At 67.7% G+C, this 23,818-nt stretch carries 24 protein-coding genes; 14 read left to right on the top strand and 10 right to left on the bottom strand.

Annotation, left to right across the window (positions count from 1 at the left end; all coding sequences use genetic code 11):
• Positions 1 to 1,701: 1,701 nt before the first annotated feature.
• Genes rsmG through rpmH form a run of 6 tightly spaced genes read right to left on the bottom strand, consistent with a single transcriptional unit; the run spans position 1,702 to position 4,770 of the window.
• On the bottom strand, positions 1,702 to 2,367 hold the full coding sequence (rsmG, locus tag ACWGQ1_RS11425) for a 16S rRNA (guanine(527)-N(7))-methyltransferase RsmG (RefSeq protein ID WP_247982478.1): 666 nt from the start codon (positions 2,365 to 2,367) through the stop codon (positions 1,702 to 1,704).
• Positions 2,367 to 2,858, bottom strand: a complete 492-nt coding sequence (locus ACWGQ1_RS11420) for a Jag family protein (protein WP_136033753.1) — start codon at positions 2,856 to 2,858, stop codon at positions 2,367 to 2,369. The genes rsmG and ACWGQ1_RS11420 overlap by 1 nt, the downstream gene beginning before the upstream one ends.
• Entirely contained in the window at positions 2,855 to 3,925 is a 1,071-nt protein-coding gene (yidC, locus tag ACWGQ1_RS11415) for a membrane protein insertase YidC (RefSeq protein WP_136033750.1), read from the bottom strand. The genes ACWGQ1_RS11420 and yidC overlap by 4 nt, the downstream gene beginning before the upstream one ends.
• Positions 3,926 to 3,928: 3 nt before the next feature.
• Complete coding sequence (yidD, locus tag ACWGQ1_RS11410; RefSeq protein ID WP_136033749.1) at positions 3,929 to 4,279, bottom strand: membrane protein insertion efficiency factor YidD; 351 nt, start codon at positions 4,277 to 4,279, stop codon at positions 3,929 to 3,931.
• Complete coding sequence (rnpA, locus tag ACWGQ1_RS11405; RefSeq protein WP_452312993.1) at positions 4,276 to 4,626, bottom strand: ribonuclease P protein component; 351 nt, start codon at positions 4,624 to 4,626, stop codon at positions 4,276 to 4,278. The genes yidD and rnpA overlap by 4 nt, the downstream gene beginning before the upstream one ends.
• Positions 4,627 to 4,632: 6 nt before the next feature.
• Positions 4,633 to 4,770, bottom strand: coding sequence for a 50S ribosomal protein L34 (gene rpmH, locus ACWGQ1_RS11400; protein ID WP_022879826.1), 138 nt, complete (start codon positions 4,768 to 4,770; stop codon positions 4,633 to 4,635).
• A 15-nt stretch (positions 4,771 to 4,785) separates the two neighbouring features.
• Between rpmH and dnaA the strand changes: the two genes are divergently transcribed.
• The 7 genes from dnaA to ACWGQ1_RS11365 all read left to right on the top strand — a co-directional run bounded on the left by dnaA (position 4,786) and on the right by ACWGQ1_RS11365 (position 15,055).
• A complete protein-coding gene (gene dnaA, locus ACWGQ1_RS11395) occupies positions 4,786 to 6,474 on the top strand; it encodes a chromosomal replication initiator protein DnaA (protein WP_452313030.1) in 1,689 nt (562 codons plus the stop codon).
• 478 nt (positions 6,475 to 6,952) lie between these two features.
• Positions 6,953 to 8,095 carry a DNA polymerase III subunit beta gene (gene dnaN, locus ACWGQ1_RS11390; protein WP_136033743.1) on the top strand — a complete coding sequence of 381 codons (1,143 nt, stop codon included), beginning with the start codon at positions 6,953 to 6,955 and terminating at the stop codon, positions 8,093 to 8,095.
• 59 nt (positions 8,096 to 8,154) lie between these two features.
• Complete coding sequence (gene recF, locus ACWGQ1_RS11385; protein ID WP_136033741.1) at positions 8,155 to 9,348, top strand: DNA replication/repair protein RecF; 1,194 nt, start codon at positions 8,155 to 8,157, stop codon at positions 9,346 to 9,348.
• The gene (locus ACWGQ1_RS11380) at positions 9,341 to 9,844 is read left to right on the top strand and encodes a DUF721 domain-containing protein (RefSeq protein WP_136033739.1); all 504 of its coding nucleotides are present in this window, start codon (positions 9,341 to 9,343) and stop codon (positions 9,842 to 9,844) included. The genes recF and ACWGQ1_RS11380 overlap by 8 nt, the downstream gene beginning before the upstream one ends.
• Positions 9,845 to 9,962: 118 nt before the next feature.
• Complete coding sequence (gene gyrB / locus ACWGQ1_RS11375) at positions 9,963 to 12,044, top strand: DNA topoisomerase (ATP-hydrolyzing) subunit B (RefSeq protein ID WP_452312992.1); 2,082 nt, start codon at positions 9,963 to 9,965, stop codon at positions 12,042 to 12,044.
• A 51-nt stretch (positions 12,045 to 12,095) separates the two neighbouring features.
• Positions 12,096 to 14,654 (top strand): DNA gyrase subunit A, encoded by a 2,559-nt coding sequence (gyrA, locus tag ACWGQ1_RS11370; RefSeq protein ID WP_136033736.1) that lies wholly within the window; start codon positions 12,096 to 12,098, stop codon positions 14,652 to 14,654.
• A complete protein-coding gene (locus ACWGQ1_RS11365) occupies positions 14,651 to 15,055 on the top strand; it encodes a DUF3566 domain-containing protein (RefSeq protein WP_136033734.1) in 405 nt (134 codons plus the stop codon). Before gyrA ends, ACWGQ1_RS11365 begins: the two co-directional genes overlap by 4 nt.
• Positions 15,056 to 15,120: 65 nt before the next feature.
• On the opposite strand, the gene ACWGQ1_RS11360 is transcribed toward ACWGQ1_RS11365, so the two are convergent.
• Positions 15,121 to 15,831 carry a VIT1/CCC1 transporter family protein gene (locus ACWGQ1_RS11360; RefSeq protein WP_206252150.1) on the bottom strand — a complete coding sequence of 237 codons (711 nt, stop codon included), beginning with the start codon at positions 15,829 to 15,831 and terminating at the stop codon, positions 15,121 to 15,123.
• Between the two features lie 117 nt (positions 15,832 to 15,948).
• On the opposite strand from ACWGQ1_RS11360, the gene ACWGQ1_RS11355 reads away from it, so the two are divergent.
• The 3 genes from ACWGQ1_RS11355 to ACWGQ1_RS11345 are packed head-to-tail and all read left to right on the top strand — an operon-like array spanning position 15,949 to position 18,817.
• Complete coding sequence (locus ACWGQ1_RS11355; RefSeq protein WP_452312991.1) at positions 15,949 to 17,214, top strand: histidine kinase; 1,266 nt, start codon at positions 15,949 to 15,951, stop codon at positions 17,212 to 17,214.
• A complete protein-coding gene (locus ACWGQ1_RS11350; protein WP_136033727.1) occupies positions 17,202 to 17,891 on the top strand; it encodes a LuxR C-terminal-related transcriptional regulator in 690 nt (229 codons plus the stop codon). Before ACWGQ1_RS11355 ends, ACWGQ1_RS11350 begins: the two co-directional genes overlap by 13 nt.
• Complete coding sequence (locus ACWGQ1_RS11345; RefSeq protein WP_247638039.1) at positions 17,888 to 18,817, top strand: DUF4097 family beta strand repeat-containing protein; 930 nt, start codon at positions 17,888 to 17,890, stop codon at positions 18,815 to 18,817. The genes ACWGQ1_RS11350 and ACWGQ1_RS11345 overlap by 4 nt, the downstream gene beginning before the upstream one ends.
• Positions 18,818 to 18,975: 158 nt before the next feature.
• On the opposite strand, the gene ACWGQ1_RS11340 is transcribed toward ACWGQ1_RS11345, so the two are convergent.
• Positions 18,976 to 19,866: a rhomboid family intramembrane serine protease gene (locus ACWGQ1_RS11340; RefSeq protein ID WP_136036486.1), complete on the bottom strand. Its 891-nt coding sequence runs from the start codon at positions 19,864 to 19,866 to the stop codon at positions 18,976 to 18,978.
• A gap of 21 nt (positions 19,867 to 19,887) precedes the next feature.
• Entirely contained in the window at positions 19,888 to 20,445 is a 558-nt protein-coding gene (locus tag ACWGQ1_RS11335; RefSeq protein WP_136033721.1) for a peptidylprolyl isomerase, read from the bottom strand.
• A gap of 146 nt (positions 20,446 to 20,591) precedes the next feature.
• Between ACWGQ1_RS11335 and ACWGQ1_RS11330 the strand changes: the two genes are divergently transcribed.
• Positions 20,592 to 21,089 (top strand): DNA helicase, encoded by a 498-nt coding sequence (locus ACWGQ1_RS11330; RefSeq protein ID WP_136033719.1) that lies wholly within the window; start codon positions 20,592 to 20,594, stop codon positions 21,087 to 21,089.
• A complete protein-coding gene (locus ACWGQ1_RS11325) occupies positions 21,086 to 21,568 on the top strand; it encodes an aminoacyl-tRNA deacylase (RefSeq protein ID WP_206252146.1) in 483 nt (160 codons plus the stop codon). Before ACWGQ1_RS11330 ends, ACWGQ1_RS11325 begins: the two co-directional genes overlap by 4 nt.
• 10 nt (positions 21,569 to 21,578) lie before the next feature.
• Here ACWGQ1_RS11325 and ACWGQ1_RS11320 read toward each other — a convergent pair whose 3' ends face one another.
• Complete coding sequence (locus tag ACWGQ1_RS11320) at positions 21,579 to 22,001, bottom strand: NUDIX hydrolase (protein ID WP_136036487.1); 423 nt, start codon at positions 21,999 to 22,001, stop codon at positions 21,579 to 21,581.
• A gap of 137 nt (positions 22,002 to 22,138) precedes the next feature.
• On the opposite strand from ACWGQ1_RS11320, the gene ACWGQ1_RS11315 reads away from it, so the two are divergent.
• Positions 22,139 to 22,588, top strand: a complete 450-nt coding sequence (locus ACWGQ1_RS11315; RefSeq protein ID WP_136033714.1) for an iron chaperone — start codon at positions 22,139 to 22,141, stop codon at positions 22,586 to 22,588.
• 50 nt (positions 22,589 to 22,638) lie between these two features.
• Positions 22,639 to 23,763, top strand: coding sequence for a M24 family metallopeptidase (locus ACWGQ1_RS11310; protein ID WP_136033712.1), 1,125 nt, complete (start codon positions 22,639 to 22,641; stop codon positions 23,761 to 23,763).
• Positions 23,764 to 23,818: the final 55 nt, after the last annotated feature.

Below are 23,818 nucleotides of genomic sequence, written 5' to 3'. Positions count from 1 at the left end.
CAACCGCACGCGCGGAATGCCCCGACCCTGCAAGCCCGCACCACGTCGTCCCACCCGGTCGCCGCACCTCGCGCTCGTCCCTGCCCTCCCCACCCCCAGCCAGGGAACTGTGGACCCCCAGCTCATCGAAGCCTCACTACACGGAGCCCTGTGGACATCAGCTCATCGAAGCCTCACCACACGGGTCACTGTCGAGCCCAGCTCATCGAAGCCTCAGCACCAGAGGTGCAACCACCCATCATCTTCCCCTCGTCGGCGCGACGCCGTCACCCCCGGCGCCCATCACACATTCCCGTTCGATACAGGGACGCCTCAACTCCTCGGCCCGTGACAGCCCCTTTCTGAGGCGCCTCATCTCCCTCATCTGTAGTGCCCCGACTACCGGAGTCCCTGACGCTGCGCAACGAACGCACCCGCGCACTCCCTCGCGCCCTACCGACTGCGCCACCGCTCGCCCACACATCTCGACTCCCCGCCCGTTCCGCTGTGTTTACACAGCGTGCCACCGCCCCGTGCCCGGCGCATCCGACCTCCCGCCACCCCAAAGCCTTCTCCCCTCCCGGGAGCTGACCACCATGAAGCTCACGCAACATGGCCATCTCCCGCGTCGATGACTCCCGGACTCGGGCTCCTCGTCGTATCCGCTCGGATGATCGGTTGCAGTGTCTTACCGCGGTCAGGCCCGCACCACCCGACATACAGGGCGCTGACGTAAACCTGCGTTCCCCCGACACCGCTCCTTCTGGGGACACCCAGTGAATCCGCGGCCGCGGAAACTCTCACACGACTCGCCGCGGGAGCAGGATGCACACCACCCCGCAGGCCCCATCGGCACCCGCGGCCAGTCCTTCCCTACGATTGCGACCCACCGTCCCGCTGTTCGTCCGCAGCGCACGAACAGCGGTACTCACCCCCTGTATGCCCTCAGATCTGCTCATCAATCCGCCAGCACCGCGCTGCCCATCGATCTCAACCGAAGGCCGCACTAGGACCACTCGGTCGCGATGCAAGCCACGTCACCGTCACCTGCCCGACCTCGCCGTGTTTCACGTGAAACATAGCCTCCGCCTGAGGTACTGACTTCGATGTTTCACGTGAAACGGGCTGCCGGCGCGCATCGAACCTGTAAGGACGTCGGGCACCGGAAGGGCGCGGGCCTGCAACCTCCGGCTGGTGGCACGGTCAACCACATCCCCACCTCGCGAGCCCGCGCCCGGTCAATCACCAGCTGCACCGCACACGATGTCGATCCGCCGTGCAACTGCGCTGGGCGTGCGTGTCTAGGAATGCCGCCGTCACACCCCTCACCAACGGCTGACGCTCCGTCGGCGGTCAGGGATGTGTTCGCATGTCGGGCACCACGTTCTAACCGCGAGGGGAGGACACGTGGCCATGTGGGGTCTCACCCCACACCGGGCGGGACCGATCGCAGGCATCGCATCGCGCGACCGCGAGTCGCCGAGGTCACGCTCGCCCGACCGGACCGACCGTCGCCGTGCTGTCCGTGTTGGACGCGCTCGGTCAGACACGCCGCTCGGCGCGTGACGAAGACGCGGCGGCGCCAGGTCCTCCCCTGCGGCGAGATTCGTCCGCTCCCGCACGTCGAATGCAGCCCGCCCCCCAGTAACCGCCGAAACTTCCGCGGCATAGCCGTGCCGTGTACGCCTCGTCAGGCCGGATGTTTCACGTGAAACGGCGACGTCACCGCACGCGCGCACGCACGACGCGAGTCGTCTCGGGAAGCGCTCCCTCGCCGAGAACTTCCACCCGCACCTCGGAAAGGCGGTACTTCTTGATCTGCTTCTGCGCAGCCTCGATCTCGTTCGCCGCGTTCGCCCCCTTGAGTAGGGCGAGCTCCCCTCCGTCGCGGACCAGCGGAGCTGTGAGGGGAAGGAGGGTCCGAAGCGCGCTCACGGCGCGAGCGGTCACGACATCGAATCCATCGCCCGCCTTCACGTCTTCCGCGCGCGACCGCAGCACCGTGACGTTGTCGAGTCCCAGAGCCGCGACCTGCTCGTTCAACCAGGTGATCCGGCGTTCCATCGGCTCGACCAGTGTCCAGGTGACATCCGGTCGCGCGATCGCCAGGACCAGACCAGGGAGCCCGGCGCCCGACCCGATGTCCGCCACGGTGCCGTGGAAGAGGGGCGCGGCGATCGCGCTGTTCAGAATGTGACGGGTCCACAACCGCGGGAGTTCGAGGGGTCCGATCAGGCCCCGCTCCTCACCCTCGCGAGCAAGAGCGGCCGTGAACTGTCGCGCGACATCGATACGGTCGCCGAAGAGTTCAGCGGCGACGGCCGGCTCTGCTTCGACCACACCGGTTTCGGGTGCGCCGGGTTCGGTGGACGAGTCCGACGCCGACATCACCGACGACGCAACACAGTGTGGCGGTCCGCGCCCTCACCGTACGACTCGGAGACGAGGCCGCGGTCGGCAGCGATGTCGTGCACCAGCTTCCGCTCGTAGCTCGACATCGAGGGCAGCGACGCCTGCGACGACCCCTCGTCGAGCTTCGCGGCCGCGGCGTCGACCAGCGTTTCGAGCTGCCGACGCCGGGTGTCGCGCGAACCACCGATATCGAGGATCAGCCGGGAGAACGAACCGGTCTTGTTCTGCACCGCCAGTCGAGTGAGCTCCTGCAGCGCCTGGACCGTGTCAGGTGCAGAGAGCACGGACAGTCCATCGCCCTCGGCCTCCACCGACACATAGGCGCGGCCCTGACGCACATCGAGGTTCAGATCGCCGTCGATGTCGGCGATGTCGAGCAGCTCTTCGAGGTAGTCGGCGGCGACGTCGCCCTCGAGCTCCAGCTGCGCCACCGTCGGCTCCGTGCTCCCGGTCACGACCTCGCTCATGAACCGCTTCCCTTCTTCTTCGCCCGCTTCTTACCCACGGGCTGCTGACGCTTCGGTGCCTCTGCCTTGGCCTTCTCGGCCTCCTCGAGCAGACGCTGCTGCTCGGCCTCGTACACCGACATCGGGACCACCTTGCCCGACGAATCGATGGCCTTGCCCTTGCGCGCCAGGCGTTCCTCGCGGGCCTTCGCCGCCTCAGAACCCGGGGTCGGCATCTCACGGATCACGAGGAACTGCTGCCCCATGGTCCACAGGTTGGAGATGAACCAGTACACGACGACGCCGAGCGGGAAGAAGACGCCCGAGAAGATGAAGCCCAGCGGCAGCACGTAGAGCATGATCTTCTGCATCTGGTACGCCTGGCCGGTCTTGGCCTCGGGCGACAGGTTCTTGGAGATGATCTGCAGCTGCGTGAAGAACTGCGACCCGATCATGAGCACCACGAGCGTGACCAGGATGATGATGGCCGTCGTGTTCTGCGCATCGATCGCGTTGCCCAGCGTCTCGTGCAACGAGGCGACGCCGAAGAGCTTCGCGTCGTAGAACTCCTTCGTCAGCTCGGGGCTGAGGAGACCGACACCGCCGATGTTGTCTCGCGCGTGCTTGCTGACATCGCTCAGCACGCTGTAGAGCGAGAAGAAGATCGGCATCTGCACGAGGAGCGGCAGACAGCTCGACATCGGCGTCGTGCCGTGCTTCTTGTACAGCGCCATCGTCTCGCGGCTCATGGCCTCGCGAGAGAGCTGATCCTTCTTCCCGCGATACTTCTCCTGAACTTTTCGCAGTTCAGGAGCAATTTCCATCATCTTTCGCTGGCTCTTGATCTGCTTCACGAAGAGCGGGATCAGCGCCGCACGAACCACCACCACGAGGCCCACGATCGACAGCACCCACGTGATACCGGAGGCTGCAGGAAGGCCGACGGCCGTGAGCAGCCAGTGCCAGGCGACCAGGATGAGCTCGACGACCCACTTCAGCGGCCAGAGGATCGTGCCGAGCAGGTCGAACCCCCCGGCAGCCGGTTCGGGGCTGGGGGTGGTGCTGGCGAGCAGGAGGTCAAGACCCACCGGTCAGTCCTTTCGGGAGGGAACGACGAAACCATGGGAGGTCAGGTCGTAGCGGAAGTGTTGGTGCGGCGTGACGTCGTCGACGCCTCCGCTGGTCCAGGGATTGCAGCGGAGGATGCGCCACGCGGAGAGCAGGGCTCCGCGCACGGCACCGTGCTGCTGCACCGCACCTACAGCGTAGGCGGAACAGGAGGGATAGTACGCACAGACATCGCCATAGAGCGGGGAGATGACCTTGCGGTACCCGGACAGGAAGGCGATGACCGCGTTCCGCGGGAGCAGCGGGATGCTGCGCACGATGTCGCGTCCGCGCATCTCCCCGGTCCCGACCGACGAGGCGGGAAGCGCGGTCATGAGGAGACCTCGCTCGGAGCCAGACGCTGCAGGCACCTCTCGACGTCGGTGCGCAGCTCGGCGAACGACGCCACGGAGGATGCAGGAAGGGCACGGATGACGACATCCGTGCCCTGAGGAACACGCGGGAGCGCCTCCGCGCAGACGGCTTTCAGACGCCGACGCACGGCATTGCGCACCACGGCGGTGCCCACCTGCTTGCTGATGATGAAACCGAACCGCGGCTCACGCCGCTCACCCGTCGACAGGATCGAGGTGATGACGCGCGCCCCGCCACAACGCGATCCGCGTCGAACGACCATCCGGTAGTCGCTCCCGCGGGTCAGACGGAACGGGCGGGCGAGCACGGCTGCTTACGCAGAGAGCTCGGTGCGGCCCTTCGCGCGGCGTGCCGACAGGATGGCACGGCCGGCGCGGGTACGCATGCGAGCACGGAAACCGTGCTTCTTGGCGCGACGACGGTTGTTGGGCTGGAAGGTGCGCTTGCTCATGAGATCACTCCGGGAATGCTGCCACCGGATTCACTTCGACCGGAGACATGGGGAACTGCCCAAAAAGGCATAAGTCAACCGACTAAGGGTACGTCTTGGCGGCGCACAGGGCAAATTAGCGCCCTGCGACGCTCGAGTCCTCTCGCGAACCGCACAGCCATTATCCACAACCCGGACGCGCCCGATGCGCACAACACGCCCCCGTGTTTTCAAGGGCAGGTTGCCGTTCGTGGCCGGTGTGACTACCGTGGCATCCGAAGTTATCCACAGGGGCACGGCACGTCGACCGCGACCCGAACCGTCGTCCGGAGCACCATGTCCTCACCAGCCCAGCCCGACGTCCCGATCTGGAGCACGGTGCAGGAGCTGCTGGAAGCCGACGATCGCGTCACTCCTCAGCTGCAGGGGTTCCTGAGCCTCGCCGTCCCGGCGGGAGTGATGGCCGCGACGCTGTATCTCGAGGTGCCGAACGATCTGACCGCCGCGCAGATCAACAAGCGTCTCCGGCTGCCGATCATGGAAGCCCTCGCCCACATCGGCGACGAGGTCACGTCGTACCGGGTCGTGGTGAACCACGAACTGGCCGATCAGCCGACCGCGCCGATCGCCGTCGCCGACTTCGGTCGCCAGGAGCAGCCGCGCGAGTCGCCGATGGAACAGCCGACGCAGCTGCGCCACGAGTCACGGCTGAACCCGAAGTACACCTTCGACAACTTCGTCATCGGCCAGTCCAACCGCTTCGCCCACGCCGCCGCGGTCGCCGTCGCCGAAGCACCGGCCAAGGCATACAACCCTCTGTTCATCTACGGCGACTCCGGACTCGGCAAGACCCACCTCCTTCACGCGATCGGCGACTATGCCCAGTCCCTCTACGCCGGCGTGAAGGTGCGCTACGTGTCCAGCGAGGAGTTCACGAACGATTTCATCAACTCGATCGCGAACAACCGGGGTGCCGCCTTCCAGGCCCGGTACCGCGATGTCGACATCCTCCTGATCGACGACATCCAGTTCCTCCAGGGCCGTGCCGAGACGCAGGAGGCGTTCTTCCACACGTTCAACACGCTGCACGACCACAACAAGCAGGTCGTGATCACGAGCGACGTGGCACCGAAGCACCTGACCGGTTTCGAAGATCGCATGCGCAGCCGCTTCGAGTGGGGACTGATCACCGACGTCCAGGCGCCCGACCTCGAGACCCGTATCGCGATCCTGCGTAAGAAGGCGCAGAGCGAGGCGCTCCACATCCCCGACGAGGTGCTGGAGTACATCGCCACCGTGGTGTCGTCCAACATCCGTGAGCTCGAGGGTGCGCTGATCCGTGTCTCGGCGTTCGCCAGCCTCAACCGTTCCGCGCTCGACATCTCGCTGGCGCAGACCGTGCTTCGCGACATCATCGACACGGCGGAAGACAACATCATCTCGCCGACCGACATCATCACGGCGACCGCCCAGTACTTCAAGCTCACGGTCGACGACCTCTATGGCTCCAGCCGGTCGCAGCAGATCGCGACCGCCCGGCAAATCGCCATGTATCTGTGCCGTGAGCGCACGAGCCTCTCTCTGCCGAAGATCGGGCAGCTGTTCGGCAACCGGGATCACACCACGGTCATGTATGCGTACAAGAAGATCAGTGAGCTCATGAAGGAGCGCCGCTCGATCTACAACCAGGTCACGGAGATCACCACGCAACTCGGCCGTCGCTGACGGAGCCGGAGGAAGGGCGTCGTCCGTCGAGGACGGCGCCCTTCGTCGTTCTTGACAACGGCCGGACGTCTCCGATAAATGCGTCTATGCACATGTGGATAACTTGTGGATGATTCGTGATCGCGGCGCTCAGGATGTGGGCTGAATGGGGAAACCTGTGGATAACCGTCACGAGCCCTCGAGTCTCCACATCCTCGATAACCCGCGGATTCCTCAGCGTCTCCACAAGTGACAGTCGTGTAGTTCCCTACTCGCGTCTGCTTTCCACCGACTTATCCACAGTATCCACAGCGGTTAACACCGTTAAGGAGTTAAGTCATTCAAGGGGCGATCCGATCACCAGACGGTGGGGACAACCCGACAGGTGCGTCGCCGGTGCTCCGGCGTAGGGATCCGCGGGACTGTAGGGCTAGCATGGGAAGCCCTGCACTGGCAGGACCCGACGACGACCCGTCATGACGACGACAAGGGAGCACCCGTGAGGTTTCAGGTCAACCGCGATGTCTTCAGCGAGGCTGTGTCCTTCGTCGTCAAGCTCCTCCCCCAGCGCAACCCGCAGCCGATCCTGGCCGGTGTGCTGATCGAGGCAGACGGTTCAGGGCTCACCCTTTCGGCCTTCGACTACGAGGCATCCGCCAGGACGACCATCGAGGCCACGGTCGAGACCCCGGGGACGATCCTGGTGCACGGCCGACTCCTGTCCGACATCGCAAGCCGTCTGCCGAACGCACCGATCGAGATCGCCGTCGAGGATGACGGCGGCATCGCGGTCACCTGCGGCTCTGCGCGATTCACGCTCGCGGCCATGCCGGTCGAGGAATACCCCTCGATCCCCGAGGTCTCCGGCAGCTCCGGTGTCGTCCCCGCCGATGACTTCGGCACCGCGATCGCCCAGGTCGGCTTCGCGGCCTCGCGTGACGACGTCACGCCGGTCCTCACCGGCGTGCAGCTCGAGGTGACCGGCCAGACGCTCAGCCTCGTGGCCACCGACCGCTACCGGGTCTCGCTGCGGGATGTGCCGTGGGACGGAGAAGCCGTCGAGGCCACCGCGCTGGTCCCGGCCCGCACCCTGCTCGAGGTCGGGAAGACGTTCGGGCACGCCGGCACGATCCAGATCGCGTTCTCCGGCGCGGGCGACCGCGAGATCATCGCGTTCACCGCGGGCAACAAGACCGTCACCTCGCTGCTCATCAAGGGCAACTTCCCGCCGGTGCGTCGTCTGTTCCCCGAGCAGACGGATCACTACGCGGTCGTGAACACCGCCGACCTGATCGAGGCCGTCCGCCGCGTGTCCCTGGTGCTCGACCGCGCCGCCCCGCTGCGCTTCACCTTCTCGGCCGACGGCGTCACGATGGATGCGTCCGGCAGCGAGCACGCACGCGCGTCCGAATCGGTCGACGCCATCCTGTCCGGCGGTGACGAGGTCACGCTCGGCCTCAACCCGCAGTACCTGATCGAGGCGCTCGGCGCGGTGAAGAGCGAGTTCGTGCGGGTCACCTTCACGTCGAGCGACAACGCCAACAAGCTGAGCCCGGTCCTGATCACCAGCCAGACGTCGGTGGATCAGGCGGGCCTGGACTCGTTCAAGTACCTGCTGCAGCCGAACCTGCTCCTGCGCTGAGCGCGTCGCGTCGCCCCGGCGGCGGGGAGGATGTCCGACCCGAAAGGTAGGCTGGCTCCGTGATTGTGGAGCACCTGAACCTGGTCGATTTCCGCAATTACGCGACCGCTGATCTGGCTCTTCATCGCGGCCCCAACGTCCTCGTCGGACGGAACGGACAGGGCAAGACGAACCTCGCGGAGGCCGTCGTCTTCCTGGCCACGCTCGGCTCGCACCGGGTGTCGTCGGATGCGCCGCTGGTGCGAGACGGACAGGACTTCGCGGTCATCCGCGCGCGGCTCTCCCATGGCGAACGGCGTGTGCTGGTCGAGGTGCAGGTGAACCGGCAGGGATCCAACAAAGCCCGCATCAACGGCTCGCCATCGAAGGCGAACGAGCTGCCACGCTACGCCCACGTCGTCCTCTTCGCGCCGGAAGACCTGCAGATCGTCCGTGGTGATCCGTCAGCCAGACGACGGTTCGTCGATCAGCTGCTGATCCAGCGCACCCCCCGGATGGCTGCGGTGCTCGGCGACTACGACCGCGTGCTCAAGCAGCGCAACGCCCTGTTGAAGTCAGCCAGGGCGCGGGGCGTCCGCGGCGAGGGCCTGAGCACGCTCGACGTGTGGGATGACAAGCTGGTCGCGCTCGGCGCCGAGATCATCACCGCGCGCCAGCGTCTCGCCGCGGATCTGCAGCAGCCCGTGGCCGAGGCCTACGCTGCGATCGCCGGCGCCGACCACCGGCCCCGGTTGGAGTGGGCGCTGTCCGTGGCCGGTGCCGATCCGGAGGACGATGCCGACGCCGAGGAGCAGGAGGTGTCGTCGGCCGCGGCCGAGCAGCGCATCGACGTCGCTCGCACGGCCGAGCTGTTCCGCGCGTCCCTGACAGCGAAGCGAACCCAGGAGCTCGACCGCGGGCTCACGCTGTCGGGTCCGCACCGCGACGACCTCGTGCTGCGCGTGCGCGACCTCCCGGTCAAGGGGTACGCCTCGCACGGGGAGTCCTGGTCGGTGGCCCTCGCGCTGAGGCTCGCCTCGGCCGAACTGCTGCGCAGCGAGTCACCCGCGGGTGATCCGGTGCTGATCCTCGACGACGTGTTCGCCGAGCTCGACGCGGATCGACGCCAGCGCCTCGCGTCCCTCACCGCGGGCTACGAACAGGTGGTCGTCACCGCGGCCGTGGAGGAGGATATCCCCGAGGTGCTGCACGCACACGTGGTGCGGATCACGGCGGGCACCATCACCGACGAGCGGGAGGCACCGGATGAGTGACGTGGCCGCCGACGCCGTGATCGAAGCTCCCGAGACCGTCGCCACGTACCTGCGTCTGCGCGGTCTGACGCCGAGTGCGAAGAACTGGAAGCGCAAGCGTCGGATCACGGTCGACGACGACAACGCCCCCTTCACACCGGGCCGCGACCCCGGAACGCTCGGCGATGTGCTCGACCGGCTCAGCCGCGACGCAGGGTGGGAGACCACGCTCGCCAGGGAGGACCTCGTCCGGCAATGGGCCGACCTGGCCGGCGCCGACACCGCGAAGCACTCCGAGCCGGTGTCGCTGGAGCGTGGACTGCTGACGGTGAAGTGCGACTCGACTGCCTGGGCGAAGAACCTGCAGTTCATGCGCGCGACGATCCTGACGGAGATCGGGAGACGGTATCCGGAAGCGGGCGTCGAGAACCTCCGCTTCATCGGACCGGACGTCCCCTCCTGGAAATGGGGTCCCAGAGTCGTTCCAGGACGGGGCCCGCGCGATACCTACGGGTAGGGCACCATGCAAGGGGTCTGACACGCTCAGAGGGCCACACGCGGCCGTTGAGCGGCATATCGACTCGAAACCCGGCTAGAATGGGAGTTCGAGCTATCGATCTGGAGAATGCCCTCTGATGACGCCTGAATCCCCTGCTGACGAGACGGAATCGAACACCGGGGGAACCCCCGCACCCGAGGGAACCACCGAGTCGTCCGCCAACCGCCCGAAGCAGCAGCCGGGAGAGTACGGCGCCGACTCGATCCAGATCCTCGAAGGCCTCGAGGCCGTCCGCAAGCGCCCCGGCATGTACATCGGATCGACGGGACCGCGCGGTCTGCACCACCTGGTCTACGAGATCGTCGACAACTCGGTCGACGAGGCCCTCGCCGGCTACGCGGACACGATCCTGGTGACCCTGCTGGCCGACGGGGGCGTCCGCGTCGTCGACAACGGCCGCGGCATCCCCGTGGACCCGCACTCGTCCGACCCGTCGAAGTCCACGGTCGAGGTCGTACTCACGATCCTCCACGCCGGTGGCAAGTTCGGCGGCGGCGCGTACGCCGTCTCCGGCGGCCTGCACGGCGTCGGCTCCTCGGTGGTGAACGCGCTCTCCACGCGCTTCGACGTCGAGGTGAAGCAGAAGGGCTTCGTCTGGAACCACAGCTTCGCGAACGGCGGTGTCCCCCAGCAGAAGCTGGAGAAGGGTGCCGCGACCGACGAGACCGGCACCAGCATCACCTTCTGGCCGGACGCGGAGATCTTCCAGGAGACGGTCGAGTTCGACTACGACACGCTCCGTACGCGCTTCCAGCAGATGGCGTTCCTCAACAAGGGACTGCGGATCGAGCTGGCCGACGAGCGCCCGGACTCCGCGTACGAGACGGAGGAGGACGGGCAGGCCGTCACCAAGCAGCCGTCCGACGTGTTCTTCTACGAGCGCGGTCTCGTCGACTATGTCGAGTACCTCAACAAGGTGCGCAAGGCCGAGGTCGTGAACGACGAGATCATCGCGTTCGAGTCGGAGGACACCACGCGCAAGATCTCGCTCGAGGTTGCGATGCAGTGGACCACGTCGTACACCGAGAACGTCTTCACCTACGCGAACACGATCAACACCCACGAGGGCGGCACGCACGAGGAGGGGTTCCGCGCGGCACTGACCACGCTGGTCAACCGCTACGCCCGCGCCAACAACCTGCTCAAGGAGAAGGACGACAACCTCTCCGGCGACGACGTGCGCGAGGGCCTCACGGCCGTGATCTCCATCAAGCTCGGGGAGCCGCAGTTCGAGGGCCAGACCAAGACCAAGCTCGGCAACACGGAGGCGAAGGCCTTCGTGCAGAAGGTCGTCGGCGACCAGCTCGGCGACTGGTTCGAGCGCAACCCGAACCAGGCGAAGAACGTGATCCGCAAGGCCATCGACGCCGCGACCGCCCGACTCGCCGCCCGCAAGGCTCGCGAGACCGCGCGCCGCAAGAGCGTGTTCGAGTCTGCGGCCATGCCCGACAAGCTCAAGGACTGCACGAGCAAGGACCCGTCGATCAGCGAGATCTTCCTCGTGGAGGGTGACTCGGCCGGCGGCTCGGCCGTGCAGGGCCGCGATCCGCACACGCAGGCGATCCTCGCGCTGCGCGGCAAGATCCTCAACGTCGAGCGTGCGCGCCTCGACAAGGCGCTCGGCAACAAGGAAGTCCAGGCGATGATCCAGGCCTTCGGCACGGGCATCGGCGAGGAGTTCGATATCGAGAAGGCGCGGTACCACAAGATCGTGCTCATGGCCGACGCCGACGTCGACGGTCAGCACATCACCACGCTGCTGCTCACGCTGCTGTTCCGCTACATGCGCGGGCTCATCGAGGCCGGCTTCGTGTACCTCGCGATGCCGCCGCTCTACCGCCTCAAGTGGTCGAACGCCCCGCACGAGTACGTGTTCAGCGACGCCGAGCGCGACGCTCTCCTGAAGTACGGGCTCGACAACGGCAAGCGCATCCCGAAGGACGCCGGCATCCAGCGGTACAAGGGTCTCGGCGAGATGAACGCCAAGGAGCTGTGGGAGACCACGATGGACCACACCACGCGCACCCTGCGTCAGGTGACCATCGAAGACGCCGCGGCCGCCGACGAGATCTTCAGCGTGCTGATGGGTGAGGACGTCGAGTCGCGACGCAGCTTCATCCAGCGCAACGCCAAGGACGTCCGCTTCCTCGACATCTGAGCGCGAGCTCGCCTCCTCGCTCGCTCAACGACCGGAAATTGAAGAGAACACATGACTGACGAAGAACGTCCCGACATCAACGAGGGCCACGACCACGGCAAGATCGACCAGGTCGACCTGCAGTCGGAGATGCAGCGCAGCTACCTCGACTACGCGATGGCCGTGATCGTCGGGCGCGCGCTCCCCGACGTGCGTGACGGCCTCAAGCCCGTGCACCGCCGCGTGATCTACGGCATGTACGACGGCGGATTCCGCCCGGACAAGTCGTTCTCGAAGTGTGCCCGCGTGGTCGGCGAGGTCATGGGGCAGTACCACCCGCACGGTGACTCCGCGATCTACGACGCTCTCGTGCGCCTGGTGCAGCCGTGGTCGCTGCGATACCCGCTCGCGCTCGGCCAGGGGAACTTCGGCTCCCCCGGCAACATGGGCGCGGCGGCGCCGCGATACACCGAGACGAAGATGGCTCCGCTCGCGCTCGAGATGGTGCGCGACATCGAAGAGGAGACCGTCGACTTCACCGACAACTACGACGGACAGACACAGGAGCCGACGGTCCTGCCGGCCCGGTTCCCGAACCTGCTCGTCAACGGTTCGGTCGGCATCGCGGTCGGCATGGCCACGAACATCCCGCCGCACAACCTGCGCGAGGTGTCGGACGCGGCGCTGTGGGCCCTCGACAACCCGGACATCTCCCGCGAGGAGCTGCTCGACGGTCTGATCCAGCGGATCCCCGGGCCGGACTTCCCCACCGGCGCGCAGATCCTCGGCACGAAGGGCATCCACGAGGCCTATCGCACGGGTCGCGGCTCGATCACGATGCGCGCGGTCGTGAACGTCGAGGAGATCCAGGGCCGCACGTGCCTCGTGATCACCGAGCTGCCGTATCAGGTGAACCCCGACAACGTCGCGGTGAAGATCGGCGACCTCGCGCGCGACGGGAAGATCACCGGCATCGCGGACATCCGTGACGAGTCCTCCGACCGCACCGGTCAGCGCCTCGTCGTGGTGCTCAAGCGTGACGCGGTCGCGAAGGTCGTGCTCAACAACCTGTACAAGCACACGCAGCTGCAGGAGAACTTCGGCGCGAACATGCTCGCGATCGTCGACGGTGTTCCGCGCACGCTCGCGATCGACGGCTTCGTCACCAACTGGATCGCGCACCAGATCGACGTGATCGTGCGGCGCACCCAGTTCCGCCTCAACGAGGCCGAGAAGCGCATGCACATCCTGCGCGGCTACCTGAAGGCGCTCGATGCCCTCGACGAGGTGATCGCGCTCATCCGCCGATCGCAGACCACGGCGGACGCGAACGAGGGCCTGCAGAAGCTCCTCGACATCGACGAGATCCAGGCCGATGCGATCCTGCAGATGCAGCTGCGTCGCCTCGCGGCCCTCGAGCGCCAGAAGATCATCGACCAGGCCACCGAGCTCGAGGCGCAGATCACCGAGTACAAGGCGATCCTCGCCGACGAGGGCCGGCAGCGCACGATCATCCGCGAGGAGCTCACCGCGATCGTCGACCGCTTCGGCGACGAGCGTCGCACGCACATCCTGCACGGTTTCGACGGCGACGTCTCCATGGAAGACCTCATCGCCGAAGAGGAGATGGTCGTCACCGTCACGCGCGAGGGCTACATCAAGCGCACGCGCAGCGACAACTACCGCTCGCAGCACCGCGGTGGCAAGGGCGTCAAGGGCGCCCAGCTCCGCGCCGACGACATCGTGGAGCACTTCTTCGTCACCACCACGCACCACTGGCTGCTGTTCTTCACGGACAAGGGCCGCGTCTACCGCGCCAAGACGTATGAGGTGCCGGAGGCCGGTCGCGACGCGAAGGGCACCCACGTCGCCAACCTGCTCGCCCTGCAGCCCGACGAGAGCATCGCCCAGGTGCTCGACATCCGCGACTATGAGGTCGCCGACTACCTCGTCCTCGCGACCCGCGACGGTCTGGTGAAGAAGACCCGACTCGACGCGTACGACACGAACCGTCAGGGCGGCGTGATCGCGATCCGGCTCAACGAGGAGGACGAGCTCGTCAGCGCGCTGCTCGTCAACGCCGAGGACGACATCCTCCTCATCAGCCGCCGTGGAATGTCGGTGCGGTTCGAGGCGACCGACGAGGCACTGCGCCCCATGGGCCGCGCGACCGCCGGTGTGCGCGGCATGAAGTTCAAGATCGACGGCGACTGCCTGCTGTCCGCCTCGGTCGCGGCCGCCGGGAAGTTCGTCTTCGTGGTCACGGACGGCGGGTACGCGAAGCGCACGGCGGTCGAGGAATACCGGGTCCAGGGCCGTGGCGGAACGGGCATCAAGGTCGCGAAACTGAACGACGATCGGGGCACTCTCGCGGGTGGTCTGATCGTCGCGGAGGACGACGAGGTCTTGGTGGTTCTGTCCAGCGGCAAGGTGGTACGCTCTGCCGTGGCCGAGGTCCCCGCGAAGGGTCGAGACACCATGGGAGTGGTGTTCGCCCGCACGACGGAGGCCGACCGCATCCTCGCCATCGCCCGTAACGGTGAGCGCGGTCTCGCAGAAGACGAGGCCGAAGCGGATGTCGACACCGAGGCCCCCCAGACGACAGAGACACCCGAGGATACAGACGCATGAGCACAGTGGCCGACAAGCTGGCGAAGAAGTCGACCCGCAAGACCAGTGGCAAGCAGGTTCGCCTCCGCCTGGTGTACGTCGACTTCTGGTCAGCGGTGAAGCTCTCCTTCCTGGGAGCCGTGGCTCTCGCCGTCGTCACGATGGTCTCCTTCTTCCTCATCTTCCTGGTGCTCCAGGCGACGGGCATCATGTCGACCGCAGATGAGTTCCTCCAGGGCATCACGGACAACGCGTTCGTGCTGTCCGAGGTCGTCGGCCTGCCGCAGGTGATGGCCTTCGCCGCGGTCGTGGCAATCCTGAACCTGATCGTCTTCACGGTGCTCGGCGCCGTGATCGCCGGCATCTACAACCTCGCCGTGAAGGTGACGGGCGGCCTGCTCGTCGGCTTCATGTCGAACTGACGCGAGTCACGACGAAGGGCGGGTGCTGCGGCACCCGCCCTTCGTCGTGTGCACGGCGCGGCGGCTCAGACCACCCCGGTCGTTCCGAGGAGCGTGCCGATCAGCCACGTCGCGAGCAGCGCGAGCGCTCCGCCGATCACGAGCCGCAGTGCCGCTCGGCCCGGCGCGGATCCTCCGATCCTCGCCGAGATCGTGCCCGTCGCGGCCAGGGCGATCAACACCGCGACGAAGGTCACCGGGACTCGCCAGTCGGGCGGGGGCAGCAGGATCGCCAGCAAGGGGAGCAGCGCGCCGAGCGTGAACGCGATCGCGGAGGACAGCGCCGCGTGCCACGGGTTGACCAGGTCGTCCTGATCGATGCCGAGCTCCACCTCGAGGTGTGCCGACAGAGCGTCGTGCGCGGTGAGCTCCTCGGCCACACGGCGCGCGGTGTCCTCCGTGAGCCCCCGGTCGCGGTACAGGGAGGTGAGCTCGGCGAGCTCCTCCTCCGGCATCGTGCGCAGCTCTTCCTTCTCCTTGGCGATGAGCGCGCGCTCGCTGTCGCGCTGGCTGCTCACGGAGACGTACTCGCCCAGAGCCATGGAGATCGCCCCACCCACCAGACCGGCGACGCCCGCGGTGAGGAGCGCGGCGTTATCGGTGGTGGCACCGGCGACGCCCACGACCAGCGATGCCACCGACACGATCCCGTCATTCGCTCCGAGGACACCGGCGCGCAGCCAGTTGAGGCGCTGACCCACTCCGGTGCCGTGCGGTTCTCCCTCGTGGGCTGTCATGCCACCAGTGAAGCAGACGAGGACAGTGGCGAGGGCGGTCCCGGGTAGGGAAAACCCGAACCGGAGTGTCCGGCTGCCTCGGTGCCCGCGTGGCACCCTCCCCCGTACCGTGGAAACATGACCACTCAGCCTGCGCCTCCGGCCGCCGCTCCGGCGAAGCCACCGCTGCGCCTCTTCCTCACGGTCCTGCATCTGGCGGGCATCGGCGTCCTCGGCGGCGGGATCTTCGCCACCCTCGGCGCACTGCTCGGGACGGGGATCGGCCTCGTGTTCGTCGCCGGCATCGGTATCGTCCTGCTCGTCGGTCTCGTCTACGCGCTCTACGGCCTCGGCTGGTTCGAGGTCGCGCGCGTCGCCGGTCTCTACCGCACCCCGCTCGCGCCCCTGCGACTGCAGCCGCGCGATCGTCCCGGCTTCGCCGGCTGGCTCCGCGCCCTCGGGCGACAGGCCGTCGACGGACGCATGTGGCGTGCCGTCGCGAACTTCGCCATCTCGGCAGTGCTGGGCTGGGTCGTGCTCCGCCTGGCCTGGAGCCTCGTGTGGTCGATCATCATCTCCTTCGCCCCCCTGACCTCTGCCGACAGCATCATGGGACCCTTCGGCGGTGCCGGGATCCCCGTCGCCTGGGCTCCGCTCATCGGGATCTTGGGCGTCGCCGCATCGGCGGCCGGCATCATCGGACTCGCATTCCTGCACCGCACCCTGTCCCTGGCGATCGTCGCCCGCAGTCGGGAGACCGAGCTCACGGAGCGGGTGCGTGCCTCGACGGCGCAGCGGGAGGGAGCCGTGCGTGCGGCCGACGTGGAGCGCACCCGCATCGAGCGGGATCTCCACGACGGCGTGCAGCCGCGTCTCGTCTCGGTCGGCATGACCCTGGGCCTGGCCCAGCAGAAGATCGACACCGATCCCGACGCGGCCAAGGACCTCATCTCGGAGGCGCACACCTCGACGAAGGCGGCGATCACCGAGCTGCGGCAGCTCGCGCGGGGCATCCACGCCTCGGTCCTCGACGACCGCGGGCTGGACGCGGCGCTGTCCGCACTCGCCGGCCGTTCGCACATCCCCGTGCACCTCGACGTGCGGATGGACGGGCGGTGCAGTCGTGAGGCCGAGGCCGCGGTGTACTTCTCGATCGCGGAATCCCTCACCAACGCCGCCAAGCACTCTCGCGCGAGCGAGGCCCGGGTCACGGTGCGACTGCGCGAGGGCAACGTGCTGTGGGCCCGCGTGGAGGACAACGGCGTGGGCGGCGCGCAGGTGCTCCCCGGCGGCGGCCTCGACGGCATCGCGAACCGGATCCTCGCCGCCGGCGGAACGTTCCGCCTGGACAGCCCGCTCGGTGGTCCGACCAGCCTGGAGGTGAACGTGCCATGCGCATCCTGATCTGCGAGGACTCGGTCCTGCTGCGGGAGGGGCTCGTGCGTCTGCTGGAAGACGCGGGTCATCAGGTGGTGGCCGCGCTCACCGACACCGACGGTGTGGCGGAGGCCGTGGCATCCGCCGACCCGGAGCTCTGCATCCTGGACGTGCGGCTTCCTCCGACGTTCACCGACGAGGGGATCCGTGCGGCGCTGGCGCTGCGGGCGACGCATCCGTCCCTTCCGATCCTCGTGCTGTCGCAGTACGTGGAGGAGCGCTACGCGTCTGACCTGATCGCGGCGCAGGGAGGGCCCCTGGGTTACCTGCTGAAGGACCGGGTCGCCGACGTCGCGGAGTTCATCGAGTCCGTGCAGCGGATCGCCGACGGAGCGACCGTGCTCGACCCGGAGGTCGTGGCGCAGCTGCTCACGCGACGCAACCGCGACGACCGGATGCTGCGCCTCACGGAACGTGAGCGCACCGTGCTGGCACTGATCGCGGAGGGCAAGTCGAACCAAGCGATCGCCGGACTGCTGTTCGTCTCCGAGGCGAGTGTCGAGAAGCACATCACCTCCATCTTCCAGAAGCTGGGGTTCGAGCAGGACGAGTCGGGAAACCGTCGCGTGCTGGCGGCCCTGGCACACATCGAGAACACGGGCGGCCCCACGCCGCCGACCGGACAGACAGGAATGGCACGATGACCACCGAAGATCAGGGCCCCCAGGGCGGCCACACGCCGCTCACCCCTCCCCCTGCGACGGCACCTCACGCCCCGGCCGAGCCCGCACCGATGGTGCCGGGCGGCTCCGGTACCGAGCCCCGACGTTCCTCGGGCGCCACGGCGATCCTCGTGATCACCGCCGTGGTGGGCGGCCTCGCCCTGCTCGGCGCCGGAGGCACGGCGGCGGCCGCAGCCGCGGGCTCCGTGATGTCATCGAGCCGACCCGACTCGGTCCAGACCGTCGGCGTGGACGGCATCGACGGCGTCGACCTCGATGCCGACGCGAGCAGCGTGCGGGTGGAGTTCGGTGACGTGGACGACGCCGAACTGGCGGTCACGAACGGCCGCGGGCAGGCCTGGACGTTCGAGCGGGAGGGCGACGAACTCGTCGTGAAGAGCCCGCGGGGTGTGTTCGGCTGGTGGTTCGGCAACTGGTTCGGCGACGAGGAGGTCGCGGTGCTGACGTTGCCCGAGAGCCTGCGCGACGCCGGTCTGGATGCGAACCTCACGCTCAACGCGGGCAGCCTGGATGTGACGGGTGACTTCGGTGACCTCGAGCTCGACGTGAACGCGGGGTCGCTCGACGTCGAGGGCGCGGCGGAGACGCTCGACGTGCAGATGAACGCCGGGCGCGCCGACATCGTGCTGGACTCGGTGGCCGAGGCCGACCTGGGCATCTCGGCGGGCGATCTCACGGTGGAGCTCACGGGCTCGGCGCCCGCGCGCACATCGGTCGATGCGAGCGCGGGATCGGTCGACCTCACGCTGCCCGACGTGGAGTACAGCCTCACCCAGGACGTGAGCGCCGGCTCGCTCGATGCCACCGTCGATCAGGGGTCGAACGCGCGACACACGATCGACGTCTCTCTCGCAGCGGGGAACGTGACGATCCGACCCGGGCGCTGAGACGAGGGAGCACGGAGGGGCCGGTACTCGGAGAGTGCCGGCCCCTCGGCGCCGTCGCTCACGGCGTCGGCGAAGTTATCCACAGTTCTCTCCACAGCATGGGGAGAATTACACCGATGTTATTCACAGGCGTTAACAACTCTGTTAACAACTCGGGATCAGGCCAAAAGGAGCAGCGGCGGAACGAACGCCACGATCACGAGCAGGAGAACCACCAGGGCCGAGAGGAAAACGATCTGCCACACGCGCTGCTCACGGCGTTTCGTGCGCGTATAGATGAAGGCCACGATCGCGCCCACGATCGCCCCGCCCAGATGCGCCTGCCAGGAGATCCCCCCGGCGAAGAACCCGAAGGCGAAGTTGATCGCGAGGATGACGAGGATCCCGGTCACGTTCGCCCCGATGTGGCGGCCGATGATAAACAGCGACGCGAGGAGACCGAAGATGGCGCCCGATGCTCCGACCGTCCATGAGCCCGGCGCGAGGATCGCGACCATGACCGATCCACCCAGTCCGCTGATCAGGTACAGCGCCAGGTAGCGCGCCCGCCCCAGCATGGGTTCGAGGCTCTGGCCGAGCATCCACAGCGCCAGCATGTTGAGCGCGAGGTGCACGAAGCCGCCGTGCACGAACAGCACCGTCAGCAGTCGCCACGGCTCGAACGGCACCGCGAACAGGTTGGGGTAGAGGAACGGTGCGTAGAAGCCCAGCGCCTGTGTGATCGGCTGGTTGAGCCCGGGGATGAGCTGCACGAGGCCGATGAACGACGTGATCGCCAGCAGCACGTAGGTGACGACGGGCTTGCCGCCGCGGGTCATCGCCAGAGCACCGCCGCGGTTCCCCCAGCGTCGGGCGGCCTTCTTCTGGGCGGGAGTGCGGTTCTTGCGCTCGGCCGCCATGCACTCCGGGCAGATCACGCCGACGGCGGCCTGGGTCTGACACTCGGGGCAGATGGTGCGCAGACACCGCTGGCAGAGCACGAAGCTCTGCCGATCCGGATGCCGGTAGCAGAAGTTGTCGCGATTACTCGTGAACTCGGGCGTCGACATCCGGATCGGCCGTGGCTTCCGTCAGGCGGCGACGATGTCGATCGACTGCAGCACGACCGGCTCGACCGGGCGGTCGCCGGCCGCGGTGGGCACGGCGGCGATGGCGTCGACGACCTTCTTCGAGGCGTCGTCGGCGACGGCGCCGAAGATGGTGTGCTTGCCCTGCAGCCACGGGGTCGGGTCGGTCGTGATGAAGAACTGCGAGCCGTTCGTGCCCTCGACCTTGCCGGTGATGGCGTTGCGGCGCAGGCCGGCGTTGGCCATCGCGAGGATGTAGGGCTCGTTGAAGTCGAGCTCCCCGTTGATCTCGTCATCGAAGTTGTAGCCGGGGCCGCCCACACCCTGACCGAGCGGGTCGCCGCCCTGGATCATGAAGTTGGGGATGATGCGGTGGAAGATGACGTCCTTGTAGAGAGGACCCTCGCCCGGCTTGCCGGTGGCGGGGTGCGTCCACTCCTGGGTGCCGTCGGCCAGGCCGACGAAGTTCTTGACCGTCTTGGGAGCGTGGTCGCCGAAGAGGTTGATGACGATGTCACCGTGGTTGGTGTGCAGAGTTGCGACGTGGGAAGCATGAACCATGCCCTCATTCTCGCAGAGCTTCCGATGAGTGGCCCGGGTCTGTACATCCCCTCGGCGGATGATGCAAGGGGCGGGCGATTCCCTCCCCCCATCCAGGGTGTCGTGGCAAGATGGGGAACCCGTACTCCAATGGACAGGAGAGCATCGTGAGCCTCAGCCGCAAGCGGAAGAAGCAGCTTCGTCGTCTTCAGAAGGACGCCAACCAGCTGTGGGAGGACCAGCAGGTGCTCGTCGGCCACGCCGCCGACGTCGCCCGAGAGGCCGGCCGTCAGCTCGGCAACTTCAATCGGGAACAGCTCGTCCCCGCCGTCCAGGACACCTACAACCGTCGTGTCGCCCCCGTGGTCGACCGCGGCGTGAAGGTCGGCAGGCACGTCGTCGACGACAAGGTCGTGCCGATCGTCGGCGGCGTCGTCGGCACCGCGCTCACCGCGTGGGATGTCGCCAACGCGAAGCGTCAGGGCATCGAGTACAAGGCCCGCAAGGCCGTCGCTCCGAAGAAGGGCCCCGGCCTCGGCTCGGTCATCGCGATCGTGCTGGGTGCGGCTGCGGCCGTCGGAGTGCTCTACGCCGCCTGGCAGGCCCTCCGCGCCGACGACGAGCTCTGGGTCGCCGACGACCCGCTGTCGGCTCCCGACGCGTGACCACCCCCGACCCGCACGCGCGGGTGCGGGATGCTGCGGCCGCCCGCGGACTCGACATCGAGATCCGCGAGCGGCCGCAGGCGCGCAGCCTGCATGAGGCCGCGGAGATCCTGGGCATCCCGCCGTCCGGCATCGTGAAGACCCTCGTGGTGAAGCGCTCCGACGACACCTATCTGTTCGCCCTGGTCCCCGGCGGTCGGTCGATCTCGTGGCCCAAGCTGCGTGCCGTGGTCGGCGTCAACAAGCTGCGACTGCCCGAACCCGAGCTCGCCCTCGCGGCCACGGGGTATGAGCGGGGCACGATCGTCCCGATCGGCAGCACGACCGATTGGCCTGTGTACGCCGACGAGTCCATCGTCGGGCAGCGGATCGCCATGGGAGCGGGTGCGCACGGTTACAGCCTGTTCGTGGACGCCGACGACCTGATCGCCGCCTACGGCGCCACCGTCGCCGACATCTCCATTCCCGAGGAGCGCTGACCGCGACCGCTCAGGCGAGTCCCGCCATCCGGATGGCGATGTCGACCAGCTTGACCCGCTGCAGCCCCGCGACGGCCGCGAGCGGAAACCACTCGGCCCTATCGGTCGAGCCCTCGGTCTCGAAGCGCAGCCGTCCGCCGGTGACCTCGGCGCGGTAGACGATGCGCAGTGTGTGGAGTGGTTCCGCCGCCTTGTGCACCCGCCGCCCTGCCGGGATCACCCGCGAATGGATACCGAGCAGCGCGCCGACCCGCACGGTGTACCCGGTCTCCTCGCGCAACTCCCGGCGGACCGCGTCCTCCGGGGCCTCGCCCGGCTCGAGCCCGCCGCCCGGCATGGTCCACGCCGTGCGACGCCCCTCGATCCAGCGCGCCAGGAGGAGCCGGCCACCCTCATCGGTGACGACCCCGTATGCGGCGACGCGCAGGTCCATGGCTCACACCCTATCCGCCGGGCACGCCACGCTCCGACCACGTGTCGGCCGGCGCACATCGATCACGAATCGAGAAGCGACGGCGCTCGGATGGTTCCTATTCTGTGGAGATCAGCCACACCGAGAGGACGGAAACCATGGCCGCCGACAACGAGAAGAACTTCACCGCCGAGGAGCGCGAGGCCATGCAGGCCGCCGCGAAGGAGGCCCGCACCCGACGGTCGCGTGCCAAGAAGTCGCCCGAGGAGCTGAGGGCGGCCGGCGAAGCCGATATCACGGAGGCCATCGACAAGCTCGACGAGCACGACAGGACGCTGGCGCGGAAGCTGCACGACCTGGTCTCCGAAGTCGCCCCCGACCTGGTGCCGCGCACGTACTACGGCATGCCCGCGTGGGGTCGAGACGGGAAGGTGCTGTGCTTCTTCCAGCCCGCGAGCAAGTTCAAGGTGCGCTACGGGACGTTCGGGTTCGAGCCGATCTCGAACCTCGACGACGGCACCGTGTGGCCCACGGCGTACGCTGTGATCGACCTGACGCCGAAGGACCGGGAGTTCCTCGCGGACCGGCTGCGCCAGGCCATCAGCTGAAGCGCTCCGAAGCCGAGACAGCGACGGCACCCCGGCACTACCGTGGAACCGTGAGCACTCCCCCGTTCCCCGCCTCCGTCTACGCCTCCCGACTCACCCGTGCAGCCGCGCTCGCCGCGGACGCCGGACTCGACGCCGTGGTCGTCGGACCGGGGCCCGACCTCCAGTACCTGCTCGGGGTCGAGGGGGACACGATCGAACGGCTCACGGCGCTGGTGCTCACCCCCGACGCGCGCGCGACCATCGTGGTGCCGCGCATGGAGCTGGCGAAGATCCGCAGCACCGCGGCCGGCGAACTCGGTCTGACCATCGCCGACTGGGTGGACGGGGAGGATCCGTATGCCCTGGTGCTCGCGGCGGCGGGCGAGGTCCAGCGGGCCGGGGTCTCCGACGCGCTGCCCGCGCTCCACGTGGTGCCGATCGCGGAACGCCTGGGGGTGCGGGTGGAGCTCGCGACCCCGGTGCTGCGCGAGGGGCGGATGATCAAGGACGACGCGGAGATCGCGGAGCTCCGGCGTGCGGGTGCCGCCATCGATGCCGTGCACCGCCGCGTGCCCGAGTGGCTGCGCGCCGGACGGACGGAACGCGAGGTGGCGGGCGACATCGCCGCCGCGATCGTCGAGGAGGGCCACCGCACGGTCGAGTTCGTGATCGTCGGATCCGGTCCGAACGGGGCCGACCCGCATCATGAGGTCTCCGACCGGGTGATCGAGGAGGGCGACATCGTCGTGGTCGACATCGGCGGTGCGGTGCCCAGCGGCTACAACTCCGACAGCACACGCACCTACGTCGTCGGCGACCCCGGCGCGGAGGAGGCCGAACGCATCGCCGTGCTCGTGCGGGCGCAGCAGGCCGCGGTCGATGCCGTGCGTCCCGGGGCGACGGCCGCCGAGGTCGATGCCGCCGCGCGCACGGTGCTCGCCGAGGCCGGACTGGGCGAGGCGTTCCTGCACCGCACGGGCCACGGGATCGGTGTCTCGGTGCACGAGGAGCCCTACATCGCTCCCGGCAACGACCTCGTGCTGCGGCCGGGGATGGCGTTCAGCATCGAGCCGGGCATTTACTTCCCCGGTCGGTGGGGCGCCCGGATCGAGGACATCGTGATCGTGACGGACACCGGAGCGGAGCGGGTGAACCTGGCCCCGCACGCCCTCGTCTCCGCCGCTCGGCAGTGACCTTCGGCTATCAGCGAATACCTAAAGTCATCACGGTGAATTCCTAAAGTCACCT

The sequence above is a fragment of the Microbacterium sp. NPDC055599 genome, from assembly GCF_053618975.1.
The sequence above is the reverse complement of the archived record's forward strand: the minus strand, read 5'-3'. Positions and strand labels throughout refer to the sequence as shown.

Coding starts and splice junctions, on each gene's coding strand:
- rsmG (WP_247982478.1), bottom strand. CDS start 2,367: ATGTCGGCGTCGGACTCGTCCACCGAACCCGGCGCACCCGAAACCGGT.
- ACWGQ1_RS11420 (WP_136033753.1), bottom strand. CDS start 2,858: ATGAGCGAGGTCGTGACCGGGAGCACGGAGCCGACGGTGGCGCAGCTG.
- yidD (WP_136033749.1), bottom strand. CDS start 4,279: ATGACCGCGCTTCCCGCCTCGTCGGTCGGGACCGGGGAGATGCGCGGA.
- rpmH (WP_022879826.1), bottom strand. CDS start 4,770: ATGAGCAAGCGCACCTTCCAGCCCAACAACCGTCGTCGCGCCAAGAAG.
- dnaA (WP_452313030.1), top strand. CDS start 4,786: ATGCTGCCACCGGATTCACTTCGACCGGAGACATGGGGAACTGCCCAA.
- ACWGQ1_RS11380 (WP_136033739.1), top strand. CDS start 9,341: ATGAGTGACGTGGCCGCCGACGCCGTGATCGAAGCTCCCGAGACCGTC.
- gyrB (WP_452312992.1), top strand. CDS start 9,963: ATGACGCCTGAATCCCCTGCTGACGAGACGGAATCGAACACCGGGGGA.
- gyrA (WP_136033736.1), top strand. CDS start 12,096: ATGACTGACGAAGAACGTCCCGACATCAACGAGGGCCACGACCACGGC.
- ACWGQ1_RS11365 (WP_136033734.1), top strand. CDS start 14,651: ATGAGCACAGTGGCCGACAAGCTGGCGAAGAAGTCGACCCGCAAGACC.
- ACWGQ1_RS11360 (WP_206252150.1), bottom strand. CDS start 15,831: ATGACAGCCCACGAGGGAGAACCGCACGGCACCGGAGTGGGTCAGCGC.
- ACWGQ1_RS11355 (WP_452312991.1), top strand. CDS start 15,949: ATGACCACTCAGCCTGCGCCTCCGGCCGCCGCTCCGGCGAAGCCACCG.
- ACWGQ1_RS11350 (WP_136033727.1), top strand. CDS start 17,202: ATGCGCATCCTGATCTGCGAGGACTCGGTCCTGCTGCGGGAGGGGCTC.
- ACWGQ1_RS11345 (WP_247638039.1), top strand. CDS start 17,888: ATGACCACCGAAGATCAGGGCCCCCAGGGCGGCCACACGCCGCTCACC.
- ACWGQ1_RS11340 (WP_136036486.1), bottom strand. CDS start 19,866: ATGTCGACGCCCGAGTTCACGAGTAATCGCGACAACTTCTGCTACCGG.
- ACWGQ1_RS11335 (WP_136033721.1), bottom strand. CDS start 20,445: ATGGTTCATGCTTCCCACGTCGCAACTCTGCACACCAACCACGGTGAC.
- ACWGQ1_RS11320 (WP_136036487.1), bottom strand. CDS start 22,001: ATGGACCTGCGCGTCGCCGCATACGGGGTCGTCACCGATGAGGGTGGC.
- ACWGQ1_RS11315 (WP_136033714.1), top strand. CDS start 22,139: ATGGCCGCCGACAACGAGAAGAACTTCACCGCCGAGGAGCGCGAGGCC.